Source organism: Nocardia coubleae NBRC 108252, assembly GCF_001612805.1.
Lineage (GTDB): Bacteria > Actinomycetota > Actinomycetes > Mycobacteriales > Mycobacteriaceae > Nocardia > Nocardia coubleae.
In genome coordinates this window covers 87,452-111,705 of record NZ_BDBD01000010.1, presented here as the reverse complement: position 1 = coordinate 111,705, position 24,254 = coordinate 87,452, and the positions used below count along the sequence as shown (strand labels likewise).

Sequence of the window (24,254 nt, the reverse complement as noted above, 5' to 3'; positions counted from 1 at the left end):
AACAAGCAAGCGCGTAGCGACGGCAACGGTGATCGTCGAGGGTTGAAGAATGGTTGACGACTGTTACGGCCGTGGATCCCACAGATCAGCGGCGCGTATCAAGCGCCGCCGACCTGCGGAAACAGTGTGATAGTTGGTGTTTCACATCACGGTGAAACGGTGTCACCGGTGGGTGGCGGCGGCTGGGAATCCAGCTCGGCCACCTCCTCGTCGGTGAGCAGGCGTGAACGGATCAGGAACCGCACGCCCTCGGGGGCTTCCAGCGAGAAACCGCTGCCCCGGCCCGGCACCACGTCGACGGTGAGATGGGTGTGTTTCCAGTATTCGAACTGGTCCGCACTCATCCAGAACGGGATGTCGCCGGGCAGATATCCCAGCAGCACGTCCGAGCGGCCCACGCGGAATTCACCGCGTGGGTAGCACATGGGGGAGCTGCCGTCGCAGCAGCCGCCGGACTGGTGGAACATGACCGGGCCGTGCAGCCCGGTCAGGTCCCGGAGCAGCGTTGCCGCCTTGTCGGTGAGGTCTACTCGTCGGACCATCAGCGGCGCACCATCAGAAGAAGCCGAGCTTCTGCGGCGAGTAGCTGACCAGCAGGTTCTTGGTCTGCTGGTAGTGCTCGAGCATCATCTTGTGGTTCTCGCGGCCGATGCCGGACTTCTTGTAGCCGCCGAACGCCGCGTGCGCCGGGTAGGCGTGGTAGCAGTTCGTCCACACCCGGCCCGCCTTGATGCCGCGGCCGAGGCGGTAGGCGGTGTTCATGTCCCGCGTCCACACGCCCGCGCCGAGACCGTAGAGGGTGTCGTTGGCGATCTTCAGTGCTTCGTCGGTGGAGTCGAAGGTGGTCACCGCGACGACCGGGCCGAAGATCTCCTCCTGGAACACGCGCATGTCGTTGCTGCCCTTGAAGATCGTCGGCTCGATGTAGAAGCCGCCGTCCAGGCCGTCGACAGCGCGGACCGCGCCACCGGTGAGTACCTCGGCGCCTTCCTTCTTGCCGATGTCGATGTAGGACAGGATCTTCTCGAACTGGTCGTTGCTGGCCTGCGCGCCGATCATGGTCGCCTCGTCGAGCGGGTTGCCGCTGACGATGGCCTTGGTGCGCTGCACGCAGCGTTCCATGAACTCGTCGTAGATCGACGACGCGATCAGCGCGCGCGACGGACACGTGCACACCTCGCCCTGGTTCAGCGCGAACATCACGAAGCCCTCGACGGCCTTGTCGAGGTAGTCGTCGTCGGCGGCCATCACATCGGGCAGGAAGATGTTGGGGCTCTTGCCGCCCAGCTCCAGGGTGACCGGGATGATGTTCTCGCTGGCGTACTGCATGATGAGCCGGCCGGTGGTGGTCTCACCGGTGAAGGCGACCTTGGCCACGCGCGGGCTGGACGCGAGCGGCTTGCCCGCCTCCACCCCGAAACCGTTGACCACGTTGAGAACTCCCGGCGGCAGCAGATCCGCGATCAGCTCCACGACCTTCATGATCGAGGCCGGTGTCTGCTCGGCGGGCTTGAGCACCACCGCGTTACCGGCGGCCAGCGCGGGCGCCAGCTTCCAGGTGGCCATCAGGATCGGGAAGTTCCACGGAATGATCTGGGCGACAACGCCGAGCGGCTCGTGGAAGTGGTAGGCGATGGTGTCGCCGTCGACCTCGCTGATCCCACCCTCCTGCGCGCGCAGCGCACCGGCGAAGTAGCGGAAGTGGTCCACCGCCAGCGGCAGGTCGGCGGCGAGGGTTTCGCGAACCGGTTTGCCGTTGTCCCAGGTCTCGGCGACAGCGAGGGCCTCGAGATTCGACTCGATGCGGTCGGCGATCTTGTTGAGGATATTGGCGCGCTCGGCGGCGGAGGCGGCGCCCCAGGCGTCGGCGGCGCGGTGCGCGGCATCGAGGGCCAGCTCGATATCGGCGGCGGTGGAACGGGCGATCTCGCAGAACGGCTGACCGTCCACCGGCGAGGTGTTCTCGAAGTACCGGCCTTCGACCGGCGGAACCCACTTGCCGTCGATGAAGTTGTCATACCTGGGGGCGTAGCTGACGATGCTGCCCTCGGCGCCCGGCTTGGCGTAGATCATGTGCGGAAACTCCTCGCTGGTTCCGGTAGTGCGTGACGCCCATCACTATCCACCCCGAGGGTTGATGAAACGTTGAGAGCGGATCTCGTGGCGCCCGATGCCGGTGATCACGGCCCGGAAAACGGCTCTTGCGCTGCGGCGGCGCCTATGCCCTCTGCGCGCTGTGCAGGCGTGCGGTGGCTACGGCTCGGCGGGGGTCGCGGGCGGGGAGCAGCGTGAGGGCGTGTTCGTGGACGGCGATGTCGTCGGGGGCGGCTTCGCCGTAGGTGAGGGCGTGGTGGGGGTCGGGGCTGGCCAGGACCGCGTTGCGCATGGCGACGGCGAGATAGTCGCGCCATTCGGTGATGCCGGGTGTTTCCGAATCCGGAAGCAGCGGACCGTGATACAGCCGGACGGCGGTGTCGAGGTCGCCGGATTCCAGGGCGCGCAGCACGTCGAGCGCGTCGCAGGACAGGGGAGTGGTGAAGCGGTAGACGCGGTTGGTGATGTCGCCGCCGGTGGCGCGGCGCAGGTACGACATCTCCGATTTCAGGGTGCTCGCGCCGACCGCGCGGTCACCGTAGACGGCGTAGTGCAGGCGTTCGTGGCTGTAGCCGTCGTCGCTGAGGGCGAGCAGGGTGAGGATCTCCAGCTGACGTGGGCGCAACCGGATCGGAGTGCCGTCGCGCATCAACCGGCCCGTGCCGAGGCAGGTCAGCCGCATGCCCGCCGGTGCGGGTGTGGCCGCGTGCAGTTTGGCTTCGATGGCACTGGTCATGGTGCGCACGGTGGCCATGGCCAGCGGGTGGGAGCGTTTCCACGTGGTCGACAGGTCGAGCACACCGAGCAGTGTGCCGTCGGCCGCGCGGATCGGCGCGCAATAGCAGACCCAGCCGTGCAGGGCGGCGACGAGATGTTCGGCCGAGAACACGGTGTGCGGCCGATCGGTGCGCAACGCCAGCGACAGCGCGTTCGTCCCCATGTGCGCCTCATCCCACCGCCCACCCGGCGCGAAGTTCACCTGCTCGGCCCGCCGCCGCATGACCGGCCCGCCGTAGGTCCACAGAATCGTCCCCGAAGCATCGGTCACCGCCGCCACATACCCCGCGTCGTCGGCCACGCTGTGCAACTGGTCCTTCAACTCGCTCACCGGCCCACGCAGCGGCGACTCGGCCCACTTCGGCCCGATATCCGTCTCGCTCTCGGGCGCGCAATCGCGCCCAGGATCCACCGTCCGCAACGACCGCAACCATGACTGCGCCACCTCGGCCCGCACCCCGGAACTCCGCCCGAGCGCCGATTCCCCCGCAGGCACCCACTGCGCCCACTCCCGCTCCAGCGCAGCCCGCTGCGCGGAGAGCGTCAGCTGCGGTGCCATGGGGGTTCCTGTCCGGTCGCTATCAGGGACTTCGCCCCCAATAATGCCCCACCTATGCCCCGCCCAACAGCCGTTTCGGTGGTGGTACCGCTGAGCTGCGCACAGGTGCTCCGGAAAAGTTCGCTGCCCGCTCGCTGCGAGCCAAGGGTGTAGCCCGGTGTAGCCCGCAGGGCTACACTTGACCTATGAGGCAGATCAGTCAGCGCGAGCTGCGGAACAATTCCGCGGCGGTCATGGATGCCGTGGAGGCGGGCGAGACCATCCTGGTCACCCGAAACGGTGTCGAGATCGCCGAGGTGCGGCCGGTCAGCCGGCGTCGGCGCCGCAGCGCGGAAGAACTGGTCGTACGGCATCGTGGTCTGCCCCGGGTGGACTATGCCGCGATGCGTCGGGAAGCCGACGAATTCTTCGGCACCGAGGACAGGATCGGCGACGACGACCCGTGGAGCGGCCGGTGAGCGTCAGGCATCCGGCGGGTGTTCTCGACACGTGCGCCTACCTCGACCTCGGATCGCTCGACCCGAACAATCTGCCGGAGACCCCGGAGATCACCGCCATCACCCTGGCTGAACTCAATCAAGGCGTCGCGATGGCCGAGGATCCGGTGAGTCGCGCCGAGCGCTCGGAGCACCTCGGCGCCGCGATCGTCGAATTCGACCCGCTGCCGTTCGACGAAGCCGCAGCGACTCGGTACGGAACGTTGGTCGCGCTCACCATCGCCGCGAACCGTGACCCACGCCCCCGGCGGATGGACCTGCTCATCGCGGCGATCGCCTCGGCGAACTCGCTTCCGCTCTATACCCGCAACGCCGCCGACTTCAAAGGGCTGGAGAGCATGCTCGAGGTTGTCGCGCTCTGAGGTGCTGAGCCGGAGCGGGAAGTTGTCAATACCGCTGCGGTACAACAACTGAATCGGACTGCGGAGTGATGTGTGGCTGGGTCGGGACAGTCAAGGTGGTCACGTGCGTATCGCCGACATCTCCCCGAGACCCGCCGACATGGAGCGAACAGCAGGTGGGGTGAACGTATGGGGTGCGATCGGTGTCTACGTTGCGACCACCCTTGCCGCTTCGGTGCTCTTCCTTGCGGTGCAACCACTTTCGGGGATAGATCCGGCCGTGCTTTCGCTGGTTCAGTTCGCCCCGGCGATCGGTGCGTTGGTCACATGGCTGGTGTTCCGGAAGACCGTGACTGCGGTGCTCCCCGCTGCGGTTTCCGGTCGGCGGGTGGCGGGGAATGTCGCGGCGATCGTCGCGGTGTGTGTCGGGTACTGGTTGCTGCTCATGGGGGCGGCTGTTGTGTCGGGGACGGCCACCGTGGGGCCTGCCGCGATCGGGAGCGTGCCCTTCGTGGTGTTTCTCGTGGTGCAACTGGTCGGGGCCGGTGGGGAGGAGATCGGGTGGCGGGGATTGATGCAGCCGATGCTCGAAGCGCGGATGGCCAGGTTCGGCGCGGTGGCGGTGACCGGGGCGGTATGGGCGCTGTGGCATGTCCAGGCCTTCACGGCCGGGCCGGTGGTCGCGGGGTGCTTCTTCGTGGCGACGATGGCGTTCGCGATGGTGCTCGGCTATCTGGGCACGGGGAGTTTCGGTCAGCGTGTGCTGGTCGCCTCGATCGGGCATTGGCTGATCAATATCGCGGGATACTTGCTGGCCGGGGACGCGACTACGGACCGGCCGCAGATCGTTTTCGTCGCGGTGGCAGCCGTGCTGGTCGCCGTGGCCACCATGACGGTTCGCGCGGTGGAAACCCGCCGCTGATGGTTGTCGGCACTGTCTCCGCGTGTGTGGCACGCTGGCAGCGTGAACCGGTTGGGTAGCGCGACTTCGCCGTATCTGCGTCAGCACGCCGACAACCCGGTGCATTGGCGGGAGTGGGATGCCGATGCACTGGCCGAGGCGGCCGAGCGGGATGTGCCGATCCTGCTCTCGGTCGGGTACGCGTCGTGTCACTGGTGCCATGTGATGGCGCACGAGTCGTTCGAGGACGCGGCGACCGCCGAGCAGATGAACGCCGACTTCGTGTGCGTGAAGGTCGATCGGGAGGAACGCCCCGACCTGGACGCGGTGTACATGACCGCGACCGTCGCCATGACCGGGCAGGGCGGGTGGCCGATGACCTGCTTCCTCACCCCCGACGGTGCGCCGTTCTACTGCGGCACCTATTACCCCAAGCAGCCGCGCGGCGGGATGCCCTCGTTCACCCAGTTGCTCACAGCCATCACCGAGACGTGGCGCAACCGCCGCGACGAGGTGGACAAGGCCGCCGACCAGGTCACCGAGGCATTGCGTGCGCAGGCGACCGGCCTGCCGGACGGCGAGATCGCCCTCACCACCGAGCTTCTGGACAAAGCGGTCCTCGCCGTCGCCGCCGACGAGGACCGGGTACACGGCGGATTCGGTGGGGCGCCGAAGTTTCCGCCGTCGGCGATGCTCGAGGGCCTGCTGCGGCACTGGGAGCGCACCGGCGACCAGGCCGTGTTCGACCTGGTGGAGCGCGCGGCCGAGGCGATGGCGCGCGGCGGTATCTACGACCAGTTGCGCGGCGGGTTCGCCAGATACGCGGTCGACGCGAATTGGCTTGTGCCGCACTTCGAGAAGATGCTCTACGACAACGCCCTGCTGTTGCGCGCCTACGCTCACCTGGCCAGACGCGCACCGGCGACCCCCTTGGAATCGTTGCCGCACAGGGTTTCCCGCGAGACGGTCGAATTCCTGCTGGCCGACCTCGGTACCGCCGAGGGTGGATTCGCCTCCGCGCTCGACGCCGACACCCAGCTCGAGCCGGGCGGTCCGGGTGTGGAGGGCGCCACCTATGTGTGGACGCCCGCCGAGCTGGTCGGCGAACTCGGCCCACTCGACGGCATGTGGGCCGCCGACGCGTTCGGTGTCACCACGGCGGGCAACTTCGAACAGGGCACCTCCGTGCTCACCCGCCACAGCGACCCGGTCGATGCCGAACAGTCGGCCCGTTTCGACCGATTGCGCGCCAAGCTGTTCCAGGTGCGCACCGAGCGTCCACAACCGGCGCGCGACGACAAAGTGGTCACCGCGTGGAACGGGATGGCCATCACCGCGCTCGCGGAAGCCGGTGCGGCACTGGAGGAACCGTCCTGGGTGGCGGCGGCCGTGCGGTGCGCGCGTTTCCTGCTCGACGTGCACCTCGTCGACGGACGCCTGCGCCGCGCCTCCCTCGACGGTGTCGCGGGCGCCCCACCCGCCGTGCTCGAGGACTATGCCTGGCTCACCACCGGCCTGCTCGCCCTGTACCAGGCCACCGGCGAACCCGATTGGCTCGCCGCCGCCCAGGTGATCCTCGACGCGGCGATCGAGCATTTCGCCGACCCCGACCGTCCCGGCAGCTGGTTCGACACCGCCGACGACGCCGAAACCCTGGTGACCCGCCCCCGCGACCCCATCGACGGCGCCACCCCCTCGGGCACCTCCGCCCTCGCCGAGGCCCTGCTCACCGCCTCCGCCGTCGCCGACCCCGACCGCGCCGTCCACTACCGCGAACTGGCCGACCATACCCTCGCCCGCGGCGCACTCCTGCTCGACCGCGCGCCACGCACTGCGGGCCATTGGCTCGCCGTCGCCGAAGCCGCCGTCCGCGGCCCGTTCCAGGTTGCCATCGCCGCAACCGAAAAGACCTCGGCCACCATGGAACTCCTGGCAGCTGCCCGCACGGCCGCACCGGGCGGCTCGATCGTGCTCGCCGCGCCCCCGGACGCTGCCCCACTGCTCACCGACCGCCCCCTCGTCGACGGTCACCCCGCCGCCTACGTCTGCCGAGGCTCGATCTGCGACCTCCCCGTCACCGACCCTGCGGACCTGACTCTGGCGCTGCGCACCTGACAGAGGGTCTCGGCCTGGTCTTGTCGGCAATCAGGCCCGACCTCCGCCCTTGTGGGGCAAGCGGATTCGATTCGGCCGGTCGGCAGGTGCCGCCGATCAGCGGTTCGGTGGGATATCGGTCCAGGTCCGGGTGCGCCCGGGGATGCCGCGCAGCCGAATGTCCTTGTGCCGCTTCCATTTGGCGCGTTCGGCGGGTGCGGACGCCTGCACGACGTCATCGCTGACCAGCACCCGCCGCGTCACTTCCTTGGCGACGGTGGTGAGCCGGGCCGCCTCGTTGACGGCGTCACCGATGACGGTGAACTCGAGGCGGGTGTCGGAGCCGACGTCGCCCGCGAACACCTTGCCCCGTGCCACGCCGATACCGATGTCGAGCTCTCCGGTGGCCACCACTTCGTCGCGGATGCGGCGGGCGGCGCGCAGGGCCGGGGTGGCGTTGTCGCGCAGCGCCGAGGGCGCGCCGAAGATGCACAGGGCGGCGTCGCCCTGGAATTTGTTGACCAGGCCGCCGTTGTCCTCGGTGGCCGCGACCACGGTGGCCAGCAACCGGTTGAGCTTGTGCACGAACTCCACCGGCTCCATCTCGGCCGACAGCCGCACCGAACCGGTGACGTCGATGAACAGGGCCGACACCGTGCGCACATCGCCGGTGAGGTCGGCGCTGCCTGCCAGCGCGCGCTCGGCGACCGTCGAGCCGACGTGCTTGCCGAACATGTCCTCCATGTGCGCCTGTTCGCGCAGGGTGGTGGCCAGTTCGTTGACGGAGTGTTCGAGCCGCCCGATCTCACTCGCGCTGCCGACAGGAACCCGCACATCGAGCTCTCCGCGGGTGATCCGGTCCAGCGCCCGGTACATGGCCCGCATCGGCGTCGCGACCGAGCGCGCGAGCAGTGCGGTGGCCAGCATTCCGACGGCGAGGGCGACGATCGAAAACATCCAGGCCGCGCGCACCCGGTCGCTCGCTGGCGTGGTGCGGTCGCTGAGCACGACGATGACGATGAGCCCCGGCAGCGCACCGGACACCGCCCAGGTGACGAGCACGCGCACCAGCACCGTGGCACTCGGATGCACGGTCGGTCCGAGGACGGCGGCGACGATGGGGACGGTCGGGCGGATCAGCCGGTCCAGGATCAGGTAGATCACGCCCGCCGATTCGAGGGCGCCGAGAATGAACCCCGCCCCGATCACGATGGTGTTGTGGTAGTCGGTGAACCGGTCGACCAGCCACACGGTGAGGATGATGCCGGGCAGCCAGATCAGCACGGCGCGCACGGTGATCGCGGCGGGCAGCCGGATCAGCTGGCGAGCTTCGTCCGGTGTCGGTTTGCGTCCTTCGTCGAGCCAGCGCAGGTGTTTTCGGCGGTCGTAGATCGCGAGGCCGATGCCGAGGGTGAACCCGAAGGCGGGGTAGATGGCGATGAGCCAGGCCGCGTCGTGCCAGTCGTCGCCGACCCGGCTGAACACGCCACCGGCCCAGGAGATGAGGAAGATGGCGCCGACGCCGACGAAGTTGGCGGTGATGACTACGAGGGCGAGCCCCCAGTGCGACCGCAGCAGCCAGCGGACCAGCCGGTTCACCGCGCACACCCGTCTACCGCACCCCGTGACGGGGCCGGGGCGGGGCGAGCCGCGCGAATGATCGACACAACTGTCCAGCATAGAAGGCGCGGCCGAGGACACCGCGCACGCACGCCGCTCAGCCGAGCACGACGAGCCAGATCGCGATGTAGTGGCACAGCGCCGCGACGACGGTCGCCGCGTGGAAGAACTCGTGGTGTCCGAAGTCCGGCCACGGATTGGGCCACTTCGTCGCGTACAGCACGGCCCCCACGCTGTAGATCACCCCGCCGATGGCGAGCAACACCAGCGGCCACAACCCCACGTTGTGCAGGAGGGTCGGCGCGACCGGTACCACGGCCCACCCGAGCAGCAGATACAACGGCACGCCGACCCATCTGGGCGCGGTCGGCCACAGCACCTTGAGGGCGACTCCCGCGAGCGCCCCCACCCACACCACGATCAGCAAGGTCCGCCCGGTGCTGTCGGGGAGGCCGAGCACCGCGAACGGGGTGTAACTGCCCGCGATGAACACGAAGATCATCGAGTGGTCCAGCCGCTTCATCCGCACCCGGGTCCGCACGCTCGCCCAGGTCACCCGGTGGTACACCGCGCTCACGCCGAACAGCCCGCACACCGCGACCCCGTAGACCACCGTCGCCCACCCGGCCGTGGTCGAGCGCGCGAACCCGGCCACCGCGAGCGCCGCCACCGCGACCACGGCCACACCGAACGCCCACGTATGAATCCACCCGCGAAACCGCGGCTTCACCAGCGCGACAGGCACACCCGAATCGCTACCGACCGCCTCCACGACAACCTCCCAGTCAAACCTACGGAACCGTAAGTTACGCCCCAACGGTACGTGAGACCCCTGCCCACCACCGCCGAAGGTGCCGACAACCACACAAACAGAATCCACCCGCCTGCCCCACCGGAGGCAGTCCGCGGAAGGGCGTGATCAGGCAAAGCGGACCTCGGGAATGGTCGCCATCAGTTCGGCCCACTCCGGGTACATGGCGGCCTTGCGCTCATGCATGGCCATGATCTCGGCGCCGAGTTCGGAATGCATTCGCGGTCTTCGCGCGGCGCGGGTACGCCCAGACCTGCGTGCAGGAGATCGCCGACGAGGCCGGTGTCGCGAAACCGACCGTGTACAACCACCTCACCGACAAGGGCACCCTGTTCCGGGAAGCGCTGCTGACGGCTGCCGATGTGGTGAGCGCGGAAACCCTTGCGGCCGTGGACACCCTGCGCGACGTCGGCGACGATCCGCGGCAGGCGTTCCTCGACTCGGCGTACCGGCTGCTGCAGGTGTGCGCGAGCGAGCGCGGCCGGTCCCTGCACCGGCTGGCCTACGCGCAGGCCGAGGACTTCGCCGACCTGGCCCTCCAAGTGCAGCAGCGCACCTCGGTCCGATTGCGCGAAGCACTGGCCGACCGACTGGCCCGCCTGGCGCTGGCAGGCCGATTGCGTGCCTGCGACCCGGACACAGCCGCCGAGCAGTACCTGGCCCTGCTCACCGGCCCCCTCGAGGCACGCTCACGCATGGGCGCACGCAAGATCCCGCCCACCGAACTACGCACCGTCGCCGAAGCCGCGACCGACACCTTCCTACGCGCCTACCTCAAAGATCCCGAGAAAGCCGCCCCCTGATCTCGCAAGAACATGGGTAACTCCCCAGCCACCCCAAAACCGGAGTACCTCCTCACCGCCGGCCCGGCACGCCTCTCACCCCGCACCCACGACCGGCAAAAGTCACGGGGAGGCGGCCCAGGCGTAGGGTGCGGGCGTGGAGTTTTTCGGTCGGGTGCGAGGGTTGCCGTACCGCGTCTATGAAGCCAGGCTGTCCAAGCAGCTGGCCGACAAGCAGCACCCCCGCCACGTGGCGGTGATGTGCGACGGGAATCGACGCTGGGCGCGTGAGAACGGGTTCACCGATGTAAGCCACGGTCATCGCGTCGGTGCGCTGAAGATCGCCGAGCTGGTCGGCTGGTGTGCCGCCGAGGGCATCGAGATGGTGACCGTCTACCTGCTGTCGACGGAGAACCTGCGCCGCGATCCCGAGGAGCTCGAGACGCTGTTCGAGGTGATCACCGATGTGGTCGAGGAGTTGTCGGCGCCGGAGCAGAACTGGAGTGTGCGGATCGTCGGTTCGCTCGCCGGTTTCCCCGAGTTGATCGCCAAGCGGCTGCGGGTGGCGGCCGAGCGCACGAGCGGGCGCGACGGCGTGCACGTGAATGTGGCTGTGGGGTACGGGGGTCGGCAGGAGATCACCGACGCGGTGCGCTCGCTGGTGCGTCAGGAGATCGCGGCAGGGGAGTCGGGTGAGGATCTGGTGCAGTCGATCACGGTCGACGCGATCGGCCAGCATCTGTACACCTCGGGCCAGCCCGACCCGGATCTGGTGATCAGAACCTCTGGGGAGCAGCGGCTTTCGGGTTTCCTGTTGTGGCAGAGCGCGTATTCGGAGATCTGGTTCACCGAGGCGTACTGGCCGGAGTTCCGGCGGGTCGATTTTCTTCGCGCGCTGCGGGATTACGCGGCGCGGCACCGTCGCTTCGGGGTGTGATGTCGTAGTCCTCGCGTACTGTCGCGTTCGTGGAACCTGATGAGGCGTCTTACATCAGCTATGAGGAGTTCGGCAGGCGTTTCCTCGAGTACGCCGTGTCCGAGCAGCGCATCGCGGACGCGTTCGGTGAGCTCACCGGTGCCGCTTTCGATTTCGGCCCGATCGGGGTGGGGCCGGGCCGGTTGGCGAAGGTCACCGCGCAGGTGGAGCTCGGTCAGCCGCGCATTCTGCGTTTCGTCGACGCCTTCATCTCCTTCGAGCTGACGATCCCGTTGCATGTGGATCTGGTTGTCGATCTCGCGGTCGACCGGTCGCGGTTCCGGGTGGACGGCACCGTGCACCTGCATCTGACGGCACGCACGGCCGACCCGCTGCGGGTGGTCATCGACATCGCCGAGCCTCGTCCGGGAGATGTGCGGGTGAACGTGGCCAGTTCCACCAAGCGCGGGCAGTTGCTGCGGGTGCTCGCCAGTGTCGATCACGAGATCCGCCGGTTCGTGGCCCGGTACATGTCCGAGGAGATCCGCAAGCCCGAGATCGCCGCGGTGCGCAATATCGATGTGGCGACCAGGTTGGACGCGGCCTGGAAGTTGTGACGAGTCGCCCCGGTTCCGGTGGTGCGCGGGCTAGGCTGCTGCCCGGAACGGACCCGTCGACACAGGTAGGGGACAGCGGTGGGAGTTGCGCGTGCAGGTGCGTGGATCGCGGCGCTCGGTGCGGTCGGCCTGGTAGCCGGGTGTGGGGTCGAGGGCACGCCCGCGCCGGTCATCACCCCGAACCAGCAGCCGGATCGTTCCGGCGTGTTCGCGTATCGAACCGAAGGTGAGCTGGTTGTCGTCCGCGGCGCCGAAACAGTGCGTGCGTCGGGCAATTTCGGATATTCGGCGGCGCCGGTGAATTTCACCCGCGACGGTGCGTTCGCGTTCGCGGTGGAGACGGCGTCCAAGACGCTCGTCGCGCTGAGCGTGGACAACGGTTCCGTGACGCGCACCGAATGCGACTGCACCGACGCGGTCGCCCTGCGCGACGCGGTGGTCGGCTGGTGGCGTGAGCCCGGCCAGATCATGAGCCAGGACCTCGCGGGCACCACCCCCGCCGAGCCCGAACGCGACATCGTGCTCCCGGATTCGCCGAGCCCGCTCTCGGGTGGCAACTGGGACGGCGCCCGCCTGGTCGCGGCCACCGACGAGTACGTGCTGCTGGCACGGTCGGAGTCCCGCGGGCTGTGGTGGGAGAAGAACCACCTCTACGCGATCGGCTCGGATGCCATCCTGCCGCTGGGCCGGGTGCCCGGCATCGACTCCGAGCTCTCGGCCGCCGCCGGACCCGACGGGCACACCTTCGTGCTCGCGGGCACCACCGCGCGCAGTTCCTCCTGCGGCATCGGTTTCGTCGCGACCATCGACGTGCGAAGCAACGCCGTCTCGGACCTGCCCTCGGTCCCCGGCGAGTGCTCGACGGTCTACAACCCGCGCTGGAGCGGCGACAACGTCATCAGCGTCGCGGTGCGCAAGTGGGCCGATGTGGCCGGGGCGACCAGCACGGTCGACCGCTTGCGTTCGGCCGCCCAGGGCTGGGCGCCGGTCGCCGAGCAACCGGTGATCGACATGCTCGCCCGCTCCGAGCAGACCGTCATCCAGGTGGTCGGCGGTGAGCCGCTCGCGGCGCGGGACACGCCGCAGGGCGTGCTTGTCGTCGAAAAGGGCGGTGCGCGTTCGGAACTGGCGACCGACGTGGTGTCGCTGGGGTCGCCGATCTAGAGCTTGCGCAGGCGCAGGCGGTTGATGGTGTGGTCGGAGTCCTTGCGCAACACCAGGGTCGCGCGGGGACGGGTCGGCAGGATGTTGTCGACGAGGTTGGGCCGGTTGGTGGAGTTCCAGATGTCGCGCGCGGCCGCCGTGGCCTGCTCGTCGCTGAAGCCGGCGTAGTGGTGGAAGTGGGCGTTCGGGTCGGCGAAGCCGGTCTTGCGCAGCGCCAGAAAGCGCTGCACGTACCAGTTCTCGATGTCCTCGATACGCGCGTCGACGTAGATGGAGAAGTCGAACAGGTCCGACACCATCAGGCGCGGGCCGGTCTGCAGCACGTTGAGGCCCTCGACGATGAGGATGTCAGGCTGGCGCACGCAGTGCTTCTCGTCGGGCACGATGTCGTAGGAGATGTGCGAGTACACCGGCGCGCACACCTCTTCGGCGCCCGATTTCACCTCGGTGACGAAGCGCAGCAGTTTGCGCCGGTCGTAGCTCTCCGGGAAACCCTTGCGGTGCATGATGCCGCGGCGGGTGAGTTCGGCTGTGGGATAGAGGAATCCGTCGGTGGTCACCAAGTCGACGCGCGGGTGGTGATCCCAGCGCGACAGCAGCGCCTGCAGCACGCGCGCGGTGGTCGACTTACCCACCGCCACGCTGCCTGCGACCCCGATCACGAACGGCACCTGCTTGTCGGGGTGCTTCTCGCCGAGGAACGTGGCGGTGGCGGCGAACAGTCGCTGACGTGCGGCGACCTGCAGGTGGATCAGGCGGGCGAGCGGCAGGTACACCTCGGCGACTTCCTCGAGGTCGATCTGCTCGCCGAGTCCGCGTAGTCCGGTCAATTCCTCCTCGGTCAAGACCAGGGGAGTCGACTTGCGCAGGGTGCGCCACTGCTTCCGGTCGAACTCCACGTACGGGCTCGGCTCGCTCATCCGTGCCACTTACCCGACGCTCCGTTCGGGCAAACACGCACAGCTGGGCTGCCCGTTCGGTGAGATCCGGGATAACTCTGACCGCATGCGGCGATTGTGCTCCGTGTCGGTCGTCCGTGCGCAACGGGGGGTTTGGCTACCCGTCGGTAACTAGTAACAACCGCGAGGTAGGGCCCGCTTTTCGAATTCACCACGTAAGGTCGGCGCATGGGGTCTCATCCGTTCGTCACCGAATACCTGCGGCTCGGACTGGCTTTCGATCGGCTCGAATCCGGCTTTGTCGACGCCTACACCGGCGATCCGGCGCTGCGTCGCGAGATCGACAACGCCGCCGCGCCCGTACCCGCCGACCTGGTCCGGCGCGCCGTCGACCTGCGCGCGGCCCTGCCCGATGCCGGGCTCTCGCCCCAGCGCACCGAGTTCCTCGACGCCCACCTGGTGGCGATGGAGTGTTCGGCGCGCAAGTTCGCGGGTGAGGAGATCGGTTTCGTCGACGAGGTCCGCGCGTACTTCGACGTCGACATCACACCGGGCGACCCCGACGACTATCGCGAGGCGCACCGGCAGATGGACGAGGTGCTCGGCGGCGACGGACCGCTGGCCGAGCGGGTCGCGGCTTACCGGCGCGGCGACGAGATCCCGCCCGAGCGGCTGCCCGAATGCGTCGAAGCGTTCTCCAGCGCCCTGCGTGAACGGGTCCGCGCGCGGTACCCGCTGCCCGACCACGAACACGTCACCTACGAGGTGGTCGGCGACAAACCGTGGTCCGGTTTCAACTACTACCTGGGCAACTACCGCTCGACGGTGGCCATCAACTCCGACCTCAAACAGCACATGGCGCACCTGCCCGCGCTCATCGCCCACGAGTCCTACCCCGGGCATCACACCGAGCACTGCCGCAAGGAGGCCGGGCTGGTCGCGGCGGGCGAGGACGAGCAGACGCTGTTCCTGGTCAACACACCGCAGTGCCTGATGGCCGAGGGCCTGGCCGACCTCGCGCTGCAGTCGATCGTCGGGCCCGGCTGGGGTGTGTGGGCGCAGGAGATCTACGCCGACCTGGGGTTGCGTTTCGACGGCGAACGCGCCGAACGGTTCTCGGCCGCGTCGGCGAAACTGCTCAGCGTGCGTCAGGACGCGGCGCTGCTGCTGCACGACAAGCATCGCAGTCACGACGAGGTGGCGCAGTTCCTGCAGCGCTGGAGTCTGGCGACGCCGGAGCGGGCCCGTCAGTCGCTGCGGTTCCTGTCCTCACCGCTGTGGCGCGCCTACATCAGCACCTATGTGGAGGGCTACCGCCTGCTCGGCGGCTGGCTCGACGGCGCTGTCGACGCCCAGGACCGCATCGAACGGTTCGGGCGCCTGCTGGACGAACCGCTCACGCCGGGGGCGATCCGGCGCCTACTGGATGACGGCGCAACCGCCGGGATTCGTCAGTGAACAGATGAGGTAGCCCAGGTATAACAGGAGGGCCTCGACCGGGTTCGACGGCGCGACGGTCGGGGTGACGGGCAGGGTGTTCATGGCTGGCCTCTCTAGGTGTAGATCACACAGTTCGTGCCGCCGGTCAGGGTGCAGACCAGCTGGTGAACCGCGAGCAGCAGTGCCTCGATCGGGCCTACAGGTGCGAAGTTCATACCTGTGTCATCGGTCACCCGAACCGCGTGTGTTACGGAGGAAAAGCCTGTTCGACGGCTATCGAACCTGGTCAGGGCGGTGTGAGCCGCGTCTCCCGGGTGGCGGGCGCGGCGCCGTTGCGCTATCCCCGTGCCGGGGCGTGCGCACCCGGCCCATAGACTGAGGGTCGTGACGCAGACGACCGCTTCGGTGAATACCCAGTCTCTCGGTGAGCTCGATCCCGAGTTGGCCGCCGCGATGGCGGGCGAGCTCGCCCGCGAACGCGACACCCTCGAGATGATCGCCTCGGAGAACTTCGTGCCGCGCGCGGTCCTGCAGGCGCAGGGTTCCGTGCTCACCAACAAGTACGCCGAGGGCTACCCGGGCCGCCGCTACTACGGTGGTTGCGAGGCCGTCGACGTGGTGGAGACCCTGGCCCGCGACCGTGCCAAGGAACTCTTCGGCGCCGAGTTCGCCAACGTGCAGCCGCATTCCGGCGCCCAGGCCAACGCCGCGGTGCTGATGGCGCTCATGAACCCCGGTGAGACCCTGCTCGGCCTGGACCTCGCGCACGGCGGTCACCTCACCCACGGCATGCGCCTGAACTTCTCGGGCAAGCTCTACGACGTCCACTCCTACGGTGTGTCGAAGGAAGACCACCGCATCGACATGGACGAGGTCCGCGACATCGCCAAGGCCGCCAAGCCGAAGGTGATCGTGGCCGGTTGGTCGGCCTACCCGCGTCACCAGGACTTCGCGAAGTTCCGCGAGATCGCCGACGAGGTCGGCGCCTACCTGTGGGTCGACATGGCGCACTTCGCCGGTCTCGTCGCCGCCGGTCTGCACCCCTCGCCGGTGCCGTACGCCGACGTGGTGTCCTCCACCGTGCACAAGACCCTCGGCGGCCCCCGCTCCGGCCTGATCCTGGCCAAGCAGGAGTTCGCCAAGAAGCTCAACTCCGCGGTGTTCCCCGGTCAGCAGGGCGGCCCGCTCATGCACGTGATCGCCGCCAAGGCTGCCGCCTTCAAGATCGCCGCGACCGAGGAGTTCAAGGACCGCCAGGTCCGCACCCTGTCGGGTGCCCGCATCCTCGCCGAGCGCCTCACCGGCGCCGACGTCAAGGACAAGGGCGTCTCGGTCCTCACCGGCGGCACCGACGTGCACCTGGTCCTGGTCGACCTGCGCAACTCCGAACTCGACGGCCAGCAGGCCGAGGACCTCCTGCACGAGGTCGGCATCACCGTCAACCGCAACGCGGTCCCCTTCGACCCGCGCCCCCCGATGGTCACCTCCGGCCTGCGCATCGGCACCGCCGCCCTGGCCACCCGCGGCTTCGGCGACACCGAGTTCACCGAGGTAGCCGACATCATCGCCGCCGCCCTCGCCGGCACCTCCGACACCGAAACCCTGCGTGGTCGCGTCTCCAAGCTCGCCCAGAGCGTCCCGCTCTACCAGGGCCTGGAAGACTGGCGCCTCCTCGGCTGATCCTCCGACCAGCAGAAACGCCCTCGCAGACCCCCGGTCTGCGAGGGCGTTCGTCTTTCACACGAAACGATATGGCTGGCATGGAACCGATGCGACCGGGTGTGCGTCCAATCTGAATGAGCGCTTCAGGACTCCGTCAGATGGAAGGATTGCAGTGACCCAATATCGAAACCCCCGCTTCGAGCCGGCCCCGCGAGACACCGAAGCCTCAGGGGCCTTGCGCGCCAAGATCGAGGCAGCCATGGATAGCGTCACAGATTCTCTCGCTCTACTGGACAGCTTGCGTGCCCCGGAAAGCCTCGAGGTAGGGCAGCCCCGCGGCGGTTACACCGCCGACCGCGAGAACGTGATCCTGGACGCGCTCAGTCTCGCGAAGCACCACTTGGACCGCGCATCGAACGCTATCGGCACCCAGCGCGACGAGTACCGCGTTCGCGGCGAAGCTGTATCCACTTCCGAAACCGGCGTTCGCTCGGCACATGCGAGCCTGGGTGGGGCCCCCGTCGCTGAGACCGAAAGGTCGGCAAAACCGCGAGCGATGGCGCTACCGAAGGAGTTTCCGCCCGTCGTCTATCTTCCGGTATTGTCGGTTGTCCACCGAGTCGAGGACGCACAAATTTTGTTGCGCAAGACACGAGACGGCAGGATTGCTTGTTTGGCCTATTCGGCCTTGGACCGGCTGTATGAGTGCTGCGGGTCGGCCCAACCTTGGATGTGGGCGCCCACGATGGCATTGGACGGTCTCCAGCAGGAACAACCTTTCGACCTGTTGATCCTGGATCTCCATATCCCGGAAGAGAATCGGGGGGCAGCGTAGACATGGCGGAGCTCTACGTCGACCAGAACGCGTTGGAAACGATTTCCCGGACGCTCGCAAATTCGAGTGTGGAACTCGATGGTACGAGCGATAAGGTCCCTGCTTCGTTTGATGCCGGTACGGTCACTCCGTCTGCGTTGGCCATTCTCTCTGTACTGCTGGAGAGTGCGGGAAACCTCGTTCTCGGGATGGGCGCCAGTGCTACCGCGGTGACTGAGGCCGCGACGAAATACAAGGAACAGGATGACACAACCGCTGACGCCATCCTCCGGGAGAACTGGAAGGTTGTGTAAGCATGACGGTGAATACCAAGATCGATGGAGATCCGGCAAGCCTCCACGCCGTGGCAGGTTGGCTGCGCGATACACTCGCGAGCCAATTGGACATGTCAGCCACCGATCTCAACAGTGTCCGAATGCTGGCAGAGTCGGGCTGGGATGGAGAAGCGGGCGATGCTTTTACGATTAAAGCTCGCGGCGCTTTCAGTAAAACTGATGGTCTTGCTGACGAGGTCCGAATCTACGCAACCCGATTCGACAGCTTGGCGGGCGATATTCAAACTGCGCAGACCGATATGGATAATATTCGTCGTGATGCTGCGGCCGCGGGGCTCACGGTCCGAGAACAGATCGTTGAGAAGCCCGGCGACGATGATCCCGATATGATCGCCGCATATAATACTGCTGCTCTAGCTGCTGACGTTGTTCGGGAACGAGAAACGTTCTGGGGAAATACCTGGAAGAACATGCAAAATGATATCAAGGATAAATGGTTCCTTGTAGTCGGTGACCTCGTGGGCGGTGGCGCCGCTGCTCGAGCGGTCTTGAATTCGTCGATGCTGCGATCGACTGCGGCCCAGGCCTCGAGTGACGCCCTGAAAGCTTTGATCGAAGCCAAAAATGCACCAGCTGGTACGCCGCGCGAGACGATCTACCGCGATATGGACTGGTCGCGGGAGCAGATGCAGAACGCAGGCAAGGCGCTGGACGATGCTGAGAAGGCGAAAGCGAACGGCAAGACGATCGGCCTCAAGGTCGGCGGGGCACTGGCGGTCGCGGGCATAGCCTACGACATCCATAACGGGAAACCGGTCGAGCAGGCCGTCGTATCCGGGACAGCGGGATTCGCGGCCTCCGTCGCGGTGGGAGCGGCTGTCGGATCGATTGTGCCGGGGCCTGGAACCGCCGTCGGAGCACTGGCCGGCGCGGTCGTGGGTGCCGGCGCCGGTATCTTCACCTCCGGTGCAGTGGATTCTCTGTATACCGATGGACTCAGCGTGGGTGGTGCGGTGAACGGCGGCATCGATGCACTAGAGGCAACTGGAGACGCCATTGGCAGCGGAGTTTCGAAGGCGTGGAATGCGATCTTCTGACCATCGTAAAGAACCGGATCCATGGGTTTTGTCGGCCGCGCAAGCTCGTCGACCGATCGTGTCGATCATGGGGATGGTCGTTCTCGTGGTGGGTCCCGCAGTGCTCGGTGTGGTGATGTGGCGTAGCGGTGATCCGACTGCGGTGTCCGTGGCGAAATATGTGGTGATTTTCGCCGCTGCCATGTTCTGTCTGCTGATCATGGCATCAGCCCCTTACCTGTCCATTGTGTTCCGGGACAAGCCACAACTGCGGCAGAGTGGTGGCGTGGTGGCAACTGTGCTGCCCGGGTCGAAATTATACTTCTGGGCGTTCCAGGCGACTTGGCTGTGCTTTGCGCTGCTCTTCCTTCCTGCTGCTTACCAGGTGGCGGATGCCGGATTCGGGCAATACTGGCATCTGGTCGTAATTTTCGGCGGAATCGGCGCGTTCGCCACGATCCCTGTCGTGTTGTCCCTCATCGGAGCGATGCGACCTGATGATCTATTGCTGACCTCCGAGGTGATTATTCACGAGGGTTGGAATTCCCAGACACAGTTGCTTTGGGGCGACGTCAACAGAGTGCGCACATCTTTTGAGAAGCTGCCTATCATAGATATCGCCGGGATGGTCGGCGCGCGATGGCTGCACAGGTACAGAATTCCCTATTCGACCATTATGGGGCGGTCGAACCCGGCTTGGAACCTGGATCGACCTCCGCACACAGGTTGGATTGTTCTCGAGTGTCCCCGGTTTGCGTTGGAGAAGTCCTCGCTCTATAGATACTTGCAGTTCTATGCCGAGAACCCGGAGTCACGAACCGAGCTCGGTACACCCACCTCGCTGGATCGTTGGTCGACGCTTGCGGACGACGTATCTGCCTGACTGTCGTCCTCACCGCGACCGTGACCAGCGACCGGCCGTGGATCTCAACGGCTGGCAGCCGGGCAAGGTCTTGATCATGGCCTAGCGCCGGGCTACCTGCCGGGTGCGCTGATCGGACAACCGGTCGTCGGTTCTGTTGTCACCACTCACAGAAAAAGTTCCGAACGGTACACATTGGGGTGGGGATGGGGCATCGTCGAGTTGTATGGACTGTCGAGCTGAGTTGGCGCGCGAGGTGGGTGGGGTGGTGCCTGCCTTCGAGTTGCTCACGGAGGCCGAGGCCGGGGAGTTGTTGCGGCTGTTCCGGGGGGCTCGGGAGAACGAGCATCGGGCGTTGCATCGGGCGATCGATGCCGCGTTGTCGGCGATGCCCGCGCCGTTGCGTGGGGCGTCGCGGCGGATCATCTTCGGTGAGCGATGATCGAGACCGAGCTCGAGGCGCAGACCCAGTTGGTGGTGCTGGCACGCACTTTGGGGGTTTCGCCGCAGCATCTGGCGCCACTCACACGGCTCGGCGCGGCGCACCTGTCGGCGATCCAGCAGCAGATGCTGTACGCGTTGCACGCCGAGCACGCGGACACCTTTCGCCGGGTCACCCCGGTGGTGCCGATCTTCCCGGTCGGTCTCGGGGTGGCGTTGTTCGAGCGGGTGGTGCCGCCGGTGCTCGCGGCCAGGTTTCTCGGTGCGGTCGGCATCCACTATCCGGAGAAGTGCGCGCAGGCGCTGTGCATGGTCGACGCCGTGTACGCGGCCGACGGTGCGCCGTATCTGGATCCGAACGTCTTCGAGCAGTTGATGCGGTACGGCAGGCCGGAGCCGATCACCCTGATCATCAACGAATTGCTGCGCCGCCGTGACTATGTGACCGCCGCCCGGTTCCTGTCCGTGGTGAACGAACCGTTGATCGCGGCGCTGGAAGAGACCGTCCTCGACGACGCGGGCCTGGTCTACACCGCCGCCTACGCCTACCCCGCGCACACGCTCAGCCGGATCGTCCGGCAACTGCTCGCGGGCCCACGCGGCCGGGTGCCCGGCATGCTCCAGACGGTGCTGGCCGGTCCACCCCCGCTGCACCATGCGATGCTCGCGCTGTTCTGCAAGGTCGAGCCCGAGGTCGCGGCCAAGCTGGGTGACATCTTCTTCGGGCGCGGCGCCGCGCACGAGATCGGCCGCTTCCTGCTGACCGCGGTCGACCGCAGCGCCTCGATCGCATTGCTCACTCTGATCGGACGCCTCAATCCCGTTGCGCTGTGGGCATTGTCGACCAATCCACAACTGGCCGACCCCGGCGTGCTGACCCGCTTGGTGCGCGCCCTCGACGGCCGGACCGAAGCCGACCCGTGGCGTGGACTGTTCGCACTGTCGGCCCGGCTCGGCGAACCGGCCCGCCGCCGGATCGCCGCCACGCTGGCCGAGCTCAGCCCAGCATCCATCGCGGCGCTGCCCGCCCACGCCACCGACGCCACCTACTGGCCCGCCCTGCTGCAACTGCTGGCCGAGTCCGAGCCCGCGGCCCAGGCGCGGGTGGCCGGAATCTGGTCCCGCCTGCCACCGGAATGGCAGGCGGGCATCGACCGTCACATCCGCACCAACCGCTACGACACCCGCCTCGGCATCATCACGAACGCCTTGACCGAGTCGAGCGCCGAAGAGGTCTTCTTCCGTCGTCGTCAGCAGATCCGGCAGCGCGGCGAAGGCGAGTTCGCCGCCTGGTGACGGCTCATTTCACCAGCGGAAGCAGAGCGCGGCCGACCGCCTCGACCATGCCCGGCTCGTGGCCGTTGGCGACCATGTTCACGATGACTCCGTCGATGCCCTGATCGAGCACCCGGTCCTTGATCTGTTCGGCGACATCGTCCGGTGTGCCGACGAACTGACGGTCGACGACGCTCTCGCGGCGCTCCGCCTCGCTCATCGCTGCCACGTCGATCCCGACCTGCGACATCATGTCGGCCTGGATCTTGCGGGCCCGGTCGCCGTCCTCGTCGGCGATGACGAACGCGAGGAAACTGGTCTCGAGGGTGGCGGGGTCACGATCGACTTCCGCGCATCGCTGTCGCAACGCGTCCACCTTGCGCGGCAGCTCCGAGGCGTTGCAGATGATGTTGAGGTGGTCGCCGAAACGCGCGGCCAGGCCGAAGGTCTTCTTCTCACCGCCGCCGCCGAGCAGGATCGGCAGGTCGTCGCGCAGGCGCGGCTCGTTGATCGCGTTCTCGGTGCGGTACCACTTGCCGTCGAAGGTGGGCCGCTGTCCGCGCAGCATGGGCGTGATGATCTGCAATGCCTCGTCGAGGCGCTCGAAACGTTCGGTGAACGTGCCGAATTCGAAGCCGTACTGCTGGTGTTCGAGCTCGAACCAGCCTGCCCCGATGCCGAGCACCGCGCGTCCACCGCTGACCACGTCGAGGGTGGTCACCGTCTTGGCGAGCAGCGCCGGGTTGCGGTAGGTGTTGCCGGTTACCAAGGCGGACAATTGGATTCGGTCGGTAGCCGTTGCCAGCGCGGAGAGCGCGGAGTACGCCTCGAGCATCGGCGCGTCGGGCGGGCCGATCAACGGCAGCTGATAGAAGTGGTCCATCACGAAGGCGGCGTCGAAGCCGGCCGCTTCCGCTTCCCTCGCCTGCGCGACGACCGTGGGGAACAGCTCGCGGACCGAGGCGGTGTTGCTGAAATTGGGCATCTGGTAACCGAGACGAATGCTCATGCGCCGAGCCTATGACCTGGAGTGCACTCCAGGTCAAGCCCTGTTCCGGGCCGATCGCGAGTAGTCGACGAGGTCGACGTCGTTGGCCGCCTTGTCGCCGTACTTCAGCATCAGCCCGAACAAGCGGGAGCCGAGGAACCAGTTGCGGGCCTTGATGCCTACCGCGGTTTTCGGGGCCAGAAATGGGCCGGTGTTGGAGTTCCCCGCGATTTTGGCGTAGCGCTTCATGATCCGGTTGTAGGCACGGTACGCGGCCTCGTGATCACCTGCGGCCGAGGCGAGCTCACCGGCGAGGACGTAGGCACCGACGAGTGCGAGGCCGGTGCCGAAGCCGGCCAGGGTATTGCCGTAGGCGGCGTCACCGAGCAGGGCGACGCGGCCACGGGTGTAGGTGCCGTTCATCCGGACCTGGCTGATCGAGTCGAGGTAGACCTCGTCCAGCTCGTCGAGCTCGGCGAGCATGCGTGGAACATGCCAGCCCACATCGGCGAAAGCCGCACGGAGGATGCGACGTTGGGTCGATGTGTCGGTGCGCGAGTAGTCGAGTTCAGGGTAGGCGAACATGTACATCTGCTGCGCTTTCGCGCCACCGTCGACGGCCAGTTTCCCTGGCACATTGTGGGCGTACCCTTCGGCCCGCTCGCGCGGCGCCGACTTGTCGGCCCAGCGGCTCGCCCCTGCCACGCAGTAGTAGTAGCCGAGGTGAGTGACGAAGTCCGATTCCGGACCGAAGGCCAAACGTCGTACCCGCGAATGGATTCCATCCGCGCCGACCACGAGATCGAACGTGCGAGCAGCAGCGCTCTCGAACTCGACATGCACGCCGGAGTCGGTCTCACGCAGCGCGGTGACGGTATCGCCGAAAACGTATTCCACTGTGTCCCTGGTCTGTTCGTACAAGACAGCGGCCAAGTCGCCGCGCAGTATCTCGAGTGCGCCTCCGGTGAAATCGCCTGACAAGACTGCCAATTCATGGTCGTCGGCGTCGACGAAGACCAGGTCGGTGGTGCCGGTGCGGCGCGCACGCACCGCGTCGAGGATGCCCATCCGCTTCAGCACCTCCAAGTGGACGCCGTCCTTGAAGTCGACGGCCTGACCGCCGGGCCGCAACGCGGCGGCGCGCTCGGCAACGGTGACGGCGAAGCCGTACCGATTCAGCCAGTAGGCGAGGGCGGGCCCGGCGATGCTCGCGCCGGAGATGAGGACGGTCTGATTGGGCATGAAAGCCTCCTCGGGATCAGTGTCCGCCGTAATCTGTTTCCGCCGGACACAAAATAGAGTACGGAGGACACTGTTTCTGCGTCAAG

24 protein-coding genes are annotated in these 24,254 nt (G+C 67.0%); 16 read left to right on the top strand and 8 right to left on the bottom strand.

What is annotated here, in order from left to right; genetic code table 11:
* Positions 1-146: 146 nt before the first annotated feature.
* From NCO8_RS08355 to NCO8_RS08345, 3 genes are all read right to left on the bottom strand, one after another.
* A complete protein-coding gene (locus NCO8_RS08355) occupies positions 147-542 on the bottom strand; it encodes a DUF779 domain-containing protein (RefSeq protein WP_067637832.1) in 396 nt (131 codons plus the stop codon).
* Between the two features lie 13 nt (positions 543-555).
* Positions 556-2,073 carry an aldehyde dehydrogenase gene (gene adh, locus NCO8_RS08350; protein WP_067485636.1) on the bottom strand — a complete coding sequence of 506 codons (1,518 nt, stop codon included), beginning with the start codon at positions 2,071-2,073 and terminating at the stop codon, positions 556-558.
* 145 nt (positions 2,074-2,218) lie between these two features.
* Complete coding sequence (locus NCO8_RS08345; RefSeq protein ID WP_084456765.1) at positions 2,219-3,430, bottom strand: transcriptional regulator; 1,212 nt, start codon at positions 3,428-3,430, stop codon at positions 2,219-2,221.
* A 185-nt stretch (positions 3,431-3,615) separates the two neighbouring features.
* Between NCO8_RS08345 and NCO8_RS08340 the strand changes: the two genes are divergently transcribed.
* The 4 genes from NCO8_RS08340 to NCO8_RS08325 all read left to right on the top strand — a co-directional run bounded on the left by NCO8_RS08340 (position 3,616) and on the right by NCO8_RS08325 (position 7,284).
* A complete protein-coding gene (locus NCO8_RS08340) occupies positions 3,616-3,888 on the top strand; it encodes a type II toxin-antitoxin system Phd/YefM family antitoxin (RefSeq protein WP_067637828.1) in 273 nt (90 codons plus the stop codon).
* Positions 3,885-4,289 (top strand): type II toxin-antitoxin system VapC family toxin, encoded by a 405-nt coding sequence (locus tag NCO8_RS08335; RefSeq protein WP_067638011.1) that lies wholly within the window; start codon positions 3,885-3,887, stop codon positions 4,287-4,289. Before NCO8_RS08340 ends, NCO8_RS08335 begins: the two co-directional genes overlap by 4 nt.
* A 103-nt stretch (positions 4,290-4,392) precedes the next feature.
* Complete coding sequence (locus NCO8_RS08330) at positions 4,393-5,190, top strand: CPBP family intramembrane glutamic endopeptidase (RefSeq protein ID WP_157104834.1); 798 nt, start codon at positions 4,393-4,395, stop codon at positions 5,188-5,190.
* A 42-nt stretch (positions 5,191-5,232) separates the two neighbouring features.
* Positions 5,233-7,284, top strand: coding sequence for a thioredoxin domain-containing protein (locus NCO8_RS08325; protein WP_245655278.1), 2,052 nt, complete (start codon positions 5,233-5,235; stop codon positions 7,282-7,284).
* Between the two features lie 96 nt (positions 7,285-7,380).
* Here NCO8_RS08325 and NCO8_RS08320 read toward each other — a convergent pair whose 3' ends face one another.
* Together NCO8_RS08320 and trhA are read right to left on the bottom strand one after the other, a co-directional pair.
* Positions 7,381-8,862 (bottom strand): adenylate/guanylate cyclase domain-containing protein, encoded by a 1,482-nt coding sequence (locus NCO8_RS08320; protein WP_067638009.1) that lies wholly within the window; start codon positions 8,860-8,862, stop codon positions 7,381-7,383.
* A 118-nt stretch (positions 8,863-8,980) separates the two neighbouring features.
* Positions 8,981-9,655, bottom strand: a complete 675-nt coding sequence (gene trhA, locus NCO8_RS08315) for a PAQR family membrane homeostasis protein TrhA (RefSeq protein WP_067637823.1) — start codon at positions 9,653-9,655, stop codon at positions 8,981-8,983.
* 296 nt (positions 9,656-9,951) lie between these two features.
* On the opposite strand from trhA, the gene NCO8_RS08310 reads away from it, so the two are divergent.
* From NCO8_RS08310 to NCO8_RS08295, 4 genes are all read left to right on the top strand, one after another.
* On the top strand, positions 9,952-10,497 hold the full coding sequence (locus tag NCO8_RS08310; protein WP_067637821.1) for a TetR/AcrR family transcriptional regulator: 546 nt from the start codon (positions 9,952-9,954) through the stop codon (positions 10,495-10,497).
* A 136-nt stretch (positions 10,498-10,633) separates the two neighbouring features.
* The gene (locus NCO8_RS08305; protein WP_067485647.1) at positions 10,634-11,413 is read left to right on the top strand and encodes an isoprenyl transferase; all 780 of its coding nucleotides are present in this window, start codon (positions 10,634-10,636) and stop codon (positions 11,411-11,413) included.
* Positions 11,414-11,442: 29 nt separating this feature from the next.
* Entirely contained in the window at positions 11,443-12,009 is a 567-nt protein-coding gene (locus NCO8_RS08300) for a hypothetical protein (RefSeq protein WP_067637819.1), read from the top strand.
* Between the two features lie 78 nt (positions 12,010-12,087).
* Complete coding sequence (locus tag NCO8_RS08295) at positions 12,088-13,173, top strand: hypothetical protein (protein WP_067637817.1); 1,086 nt, start codon at positions 12,088-12,090, stop codon at positions 13,171-13,173.
* Here the strand turns inward: NCO8_RS08295 and coaA are convergent.
* Positions 13,170-14,102 (bottom strand): type I pantothenate kinase, encoded by a 933-nt coding sequence (coaA, locus tag NCO8_RS08290; RefSeq protein WP_067485654.1) that lies wholly within the window; start codon positions 14,100-14,102, stop codon positions 13,170-13,172. The two genes, NCO8_RS08295 and coaA, sit on opposite strands and share 4 nt — an antisense overlap.
* A gap of 198 nt (positions 14,103-14,300) precedes the next feature.
* On the opposite strand from coaA, the gene NCO8_RS08285 reads away from it, so the two are divergent.
* From NCO8_RS08285 to NCO8_RS08250, 8 genes are all read left to right on the top strand, one after another.
* Positions 14,301-15,530, top strand: a complete 1,230-nt coding sequence (locus NCO8_RS08285) for a hypothetical protein (protein WP_067637815.1) — start codon at positions 14,301-14,303, stop codon at positions 15,528-15,530.
* A gap of 366 nt (positions 15,531-15,896) precedes the next feature.
* On the top strand, positions 15,897-17,192 hold the full coding sequence (gene glyA, locus NCO8_RS08280) for a serine hydroxymethyltransferase (RefSeq protein ID WP_067485658.1): 1,296 nt from the start codon (positions 15,897-15,899) through the stop codon (positions 17,190-17,192).
* A 217-nt stretch (positions 17,193-17,409) separates the two neighbouring features.
* On the top strand, positions 17,410-18,009 hold the full coding sequence (locus tag NCO8_RS32380; protein WP_245655277.1) for an SAV_915 family protein: 600 nt from the start codon (positions 17,410-17,412) through the stop codon (positions 18,007-18,009).
* A 2-nt stretch (positions 18,010-18,011) separates the two neighbouring features.
* Complete coding sequence (locus tag NCO8_RS08270; RefSeq protein WP_067485660.1) at positions 18,012-18,302, top strand: hypothetical protein; 291 nt, start codon at positions 18,012-18,014, stop codon at positions 18,300-18,302.
* A 2-nt stretch (positions 18,303-18,304) separates the two neighbouring features.
* Positions 18,305-19,381, top strand: a complete 1,077-nt coding sequence (locus NCO8_RS31170) for a hypothetical protein (RefSeq protein ID WP_157104833.1) — start codon at positions 18,305-18,307, stop codon at positions 19,379-19,381.
* Positions 19,368-20,243: a hypothetical protein gene (locus NCO8_RS08260; protein WP_157104832.1), complete on the top strand. Its 876-nt coding sequence runs from the start codon at positions 19,368-19,370 to the stop codon at positions 20,241-20,243. The genes NCO8_RS31170 and NCO8_RS08260 overlap by 14 nt, the downstream gene beginning before the upstream one ends.
* A 205-nt stretch (positions 20,244-20,448) precedes the next feature.
* Complete coding sequence (locus NCO8_RS08255; protein ID WP_067485666.1) at positions 20,449-20,664, top strand: hypothetical protein; 216 nt, start codon at positions 20,449-20,451, stop codon at positions 20,662-20,664.
* On the top strand, positions 20,661-21,959 hold the full coding sequence (locus NCO8_RS08250; RefSeq protein WP_067637810.1) for a hypothetical protein: 1,299 nt from the start codon (positions 20,661-20,663) through the stop codon (positions 21,957-21,959). The genes NCO8_RS08255 and NCO8_RS08250 overlap by 4 nt, the downstream gene beginning before the upstream one ends.
* Positions 21,960-21,963: 4 nt before the next feature.
* Here NCO8_RS08250 and NCO8_RS08245 read toward each other — a convergent pair whose 3' ends face one another.
* Entirely contained in the window at positions 21,964-22,947 is a 984-nt protein-coding gene (locus tag NCO8_RS08245; protein WP_067637809.1) for an LLM class F420-dependent oxidoreductase, read from the bottom strand.
* A 33-nt stretch (positions 22,948-22,980) separates the two neighbouring features.
* Positions 22,981-24,168 carry an FAD-dependent monooxygenase gene (locus NCO8_RS08240; protein WP_067637807.1) on the bottom strand — a complete coding sequence of 396 codons (1,188 nt, stop codon included), beginning with the start codon at positions 24,166-24,168 and terminating at the stop codon, positions 22,981-22,983.
* Between the last annotated feature and the right edge of the window lie 86 nt (positions 24,169-24,254).